Annotated in this window: 4 protein-coding genes; 2 read left to right on the top strand and 2 right to left on the bottom strand. The window is 75.1% G+C overall.

What is annotated here, in order from left to right:
* Together AE652_RS36840 and AE652_RS36835 are read left to right on the top strand one after the other, a co-directional pair.
* A partial coding sequence (locus AE652_RS36840; RefSeq protein ID WP_049659484.1) for a mucoidy inhibitor MuiA family protein occupies positions 1 to 1,360 on the top strand: 1,360 nt, incomplete at its 5' end.
* A gap of 55 nt (positions 1,361 to 1,415) precedes the next feature.
* Positions 1,416 to 1,778 (top strand): DUF952 domain-containing protein, encoded by a 363-nt coding sequence (locus AE652_RS36835; protein ID WP_049659481.1) that lies wholly within the window; start codon positions 1,416 to 1,418, stop codon positions 1,776 to 1,778.
* An 18-nt stretch (positions 1,779 to 1,796) separates the two neighbouring features.
* Here the strand turns inward: AE652_RS36835 and AE652_RS36830 are convergent, their stop codons facing one another.
* Both AE652_RS36830 and AE652_RS36825 read right to left on the bottom strand, forming a co-directional pair.
* On the bottom strand, positions 1,797 to 2,804 hold the full coding sequence (locus AE652_RS36830) for a helix-turn-helix domain-containing protein (protein WP_049659479.1): 1,008 nt from the start codon (positions 2,802 to 2,804) through the stop codon (positions 1,797 to 1,799).
* 335 nt (positions 2,805 to 3,139) lie between these two features.
* Positions 3,140 to 4,037, bottom strand: an 898-nt coding sequence (locus AE652_RS36825) for a pseudouridine synthase (RefSeq protein ID WP_049659477.1), incomplete at its 5' end; no start/stop codon positions are given.

Raw genomic sequence — 4,037 nt, 5'->3', positions numbered from 1 at the left:
GGAGTCCCGGCTGGTGCGCGGCTGGGCCCCGCGCGCCCCGCTGCCGCCCGGCCCGGAGGACTCCGACCTGCGCCACCGGCTGCACCGGCTGGACGCCGAGAGCCGGCTGGCCGACCAGGCCCGGGCCCGGCTGGAGGCCCGGCTGGCCCTGCTCGCCCAGCTCTCCGCGGACCTGCTGCGCGAGATCGGCGAGGCGGCCGGCCTCGGCGAGCTCGAACCCAACCGCTGGGCCCGGGAGCTCGACCGGGTGGACGCCGAGCGCGAGCGCTACGGCGAGGAGCTGCGCGCCACCCACTCCCGGCTGCGCCGCCTGGAGGAGGAGCGCTCGCAGGCCCTGACCGCCCTGGACGAGGCCGAGGAGGACCCGGCCGAGCTGACCGCCCACCTGGAGCTCACCGTCGAGGCGGCCCGGCCCGGCCCCGCCGAGCTGACCGTCTCCCACCTGGTGCCCTGCGCGCTGTGGCGGCCCTCCTACCGGGCGACCCTGGACGGCGGCGAGCTGCGCCTGGAGTCGGAGGCGGTGGTCTGGCAGCGCACCGGCGAGGACTGGACGAACGCCCGGCTCACCTTCTCCACCGCCCGTTCCGCCCTCGCCACCGCCCCGCCCGCGGTGGCCGAGGACGTCCTGGTGCTGCGCGAGCGCACCGACGAGGAGCGCCGCACGGTCGAGGTCGAGCTGCGCGAGGAGGCGGTCGCCGTCCTGGGCCCGGCCTCCCGGATGCCGGGCGTGGACGACGGCGGCGAGGTCCGGGTGCTGCCCGCCCCCGCCCCCGCGACCGTGCCCTCCGACGGCCGCGCGCACCGGGTGCCGCTGGGCGCCTTCACCGGCCCGGCGGGCAGCGAGTACGCCTGCGCCCCGGAGCTGTCCCCGCTGGTCACCCAGGTGGTCCGGTTCCGCAACGCGGCCGGGCACCCGCTGCTGTCCGGCCCGGTCGAGCTGGTCCGCGGCAGCGGCTTCACCGGCCGCGGCGAGCTGCGCTTCACCGCCGCCGGTGCCGAGGCCGAGCTGTCCTTCGGCAGTTCGGACGGCTACCGGGTGGTGCGGGAGAGCGAGGAGCGCCAGGCCACCGCCGGCCTCACCGGCCGCCAGACCACCACCCGGACGGTCCGGCTGCACCTGTCCCGCTTCTCCGGCCCGGAGGAGCGCGACGAGAGGGTCGTCACGGTGCGCGAGCGGGTGCCGGTCTCCGAGGTGTCGGCGGTCGAGGTGCGGCTGCGCAAGGAGGAGTGCTCCCCGGCGCCGGACTCCTTCGACGCCGAGGGCATCGTCCGCTGGGACGTCCCGCTCGCCCCCGGCGCCCGGCGCACCCTCACCCTGGTGTACGAGGTGTCCGCCTCCGCCAAGGTGGCCGGGCTCTGACCGCCGCGGGCGGCACCCCAGGACCAATCCGGAGACAACGGGTAGAAAAGGAACCATGATCCTCCACCTCGCCCCCCTGGACGACTGGCTGTCCGACCCCGGCCGCCCGTACGCCACCGCGTCGCTGCTCACCGACGGGTTCATCCACTGCTCGGCGGACGAGCGGACGGCGCTCGCGGTGGCCAACGCCTTCTTCTCCGACACCCCCGACCCGCTGATGGCGCTGCTGATCGAGGAGTCGCTGGTGGAGCCGATGGTGAAGTGGGAGGCCCCGCACGGCGCCCCGCCGCCCGGGGCCACCCCGGGCGTGCTGTTCCCGCACATCTACGGGCGGCTGAACCGCACTGCCGTGGTCGGCCTGGAGAAGGTCGAGCGCGGCCCGGACGGCCGCTGGGCCTCGCTCAGCCCCTGGAGCTGACGGAGGCTCCCGTCCCCGCTACAGCCACCCCCGCTCCCGGGCCGCCATCCCGGCCTGGAAGCGGGTGGTGGCGCCCAGCGAGCGCATCAGGCTCTGGAGGCGGCGCTGGGTGGTCCGGGCGCTCCAGCCGAGCGACCGGGCGATCGACTCGTCGGTGAGCCCGGCCGCCAGCAGGCCCAGCAGCTTGCGGTGGTCGGTCTCCGGCTCCGACCCGGCGTCCTCGGTGCCGACGGCCGCCTGCAGGCGGACGGCCCGCTCCCACTCCGCCTCGAACAGCGTGTCCAGCGCCTGGAGCAGTGCCGAGGGGTGGATCACGTACGCGGCGTCCAGCACGCTGTCGCCGACGCTGATCGGGATGATCGCCATCCGGTCGTCAGAGATGATCATCTTCATCGGCAGCGTCGGCCGGACCCGCGCCTCCTCGCCGTCCTCGACGCCGACCAGGATGTTCTTCTCCAGCCGCCCCGGCCAGGCCACCGCCTCCCGGTCGTAGACCGTCCGGAACTTCACGCCCTCGCGCAGCCGCCGCCGCTGCAGGGTCAACGGCGCCACCGGGTCCTGGATGTACGGCGGGCGGTCGAAGCCGCGCACCTGGTACTGGCTGGTCTCGGTGATGTGCTCCAGCCGCTGGGCGATCGCCTCGCCGCCGGTCAGCACCTCCACCGAGTGCGCCGGGTCGGTGTACCGCGAGGCCTCCCGGAAGGCGTCCATCAGCCGGTGCATCTCGGCCCGGGCGTAGCGCAGCTCCGACTCCCGGTGGCCGATCAGGGTGCCGATCGCGACGTCCGGGGGGACGGGCAGGTAGCGGTGCCGGTCCACCGGCGCCCGGGTGGCCATGCCCTGCTGCGCCAACCGGTCCAGGGCCCGCACGCTCTGCTGGAACGTCAGCCCGCAGCTCTCCGCCAGCTCCTCCGCCGTGGACTGCGGGCTGGCCACCAGGGCCGCGTAGACCTGCCCGTCCGGCTCCGCCAGTCCCAGCGCGCCGAGGGCCTGTCCGCCGGCCCGCCCCAGTGCTGCATCGGACACGACGCCCTCTCCCCCTGCTCGCCCGTTTCCGTCGGCCGCTCCCGCCCCGACCCGCGCACCCCGTGCTGGCGCAGTCCCGCCACCGGGCGGGGCGGCGCTCCGGTGGCCATCCTCGGCCACGGATCATGGCGCTGACAAGGCCGTGACCAGCGGTTGCGTCCCGGCTCACACGACCCGTCCGAAACGTGGACATCCGCCCCCGGACATCCCCACAGCACATCCGCACCGGGCGTCCGCGCACGGACGCCCGCACGCCGACCCGACCCCGCCGCGGGAACGCCGGAGCCCCCGGCCGCAGCACGTGCGACCGGGGGCTCCGGTGGAGCGGACGGGGCCTACAGGCCGACCTCGCGCATCAGCTGGCCGACCTCCGGGTTGGTCAGGCGGCGCAGCCAGCCCGACTTCTGGTCGCCCAGGGCGATCGGGCCGAAGTGGGTGCGCACCAGCTTCTCGACCGGGAAGCCGGCCTCGGCCAGCATCCGGCGGACGATGTGCTTGCGGCCCTCGTGCAGGGTCACCTCGACCATGTAGTTCTTGCCGATGTTGGAGATGACCTTGAAGCTGTCGGCGCGCGCGTAGCCGTCCTCCAGCTCCACGCCCTGGGCCAGCCGCTTGCCCAGGTCGCGCGGGATCGGGCCCTGGATCGCGGCCAGGTAGGTCTTGGTCACGCCGTAGCGCGGGTGGGTGAGGCGGTGGGCCAGCTCACCGTGGTTGGTGAGCAGGATGATGCCCTCGGTCTCGGTGTCCAGGCGGCCGACGTGGAACAGCCGGGTCTCCCGGTTGGTCACGTAGTCGCCCAGGCACTGGCGGCCGTCCGGGTCCTCCATGGTGGAGACCACGCCGGCCGGCTTGTTCAGCGCGAAGAACAGGTACGACTGGGTGGCGACGGTCAGGCCGTCCACCTTGATCTCGTCGTTCTGCGGGTCGACCCGCTTGCCCTGCTCGGTGACGCGCTTGCCGTTGACCTCGACCCGGCCCTGCTCGATCAGCTCCTCGCAGGCGCGCCGGCTGCCGATGCCGGCCCGGGCCAGCACCTTCTGGAGGCGCTCGCCCTCGGGCTCGCCGAAGGTCTTGGGCAGCTTGACGGCCGGCTTGTCGTGCCGGGCGAGGACGGCGTCCTCGATCTTGGCCTGCAGCTCGCGGGAGCGCTGCGGCTGACGGCGCGGGTCGCCCGGGGCGCCCTGGCCCTCACGGCGCGGGCGCGGGGCCGGGCTGGGGCGCCGGCCGGCGTAG

Source organism: Kitasatospora sp. MY 5-36 (genome assembly GCF_001182915.1).
GTDB lineage: Bacteria > Actinomycetota > Actinomycetes > Streptomycetales > Streptomycetaceae > Kitasatospora.
Note: the sequence above shows the minus strand (reverse complement) of the source record. Positions and strands in the feature narration are given on the sequence as shown.

Bases quoted from the DNA above. Each gene is read 5' to 3' on its own strand.
- AE652_RS36835 (WP_049659481.1), top strand. From the start codon at position 1,416: ATGATCCTCCACCTCGCCCCCCTGGACGACTGGCTGTCCGACCCCGGC.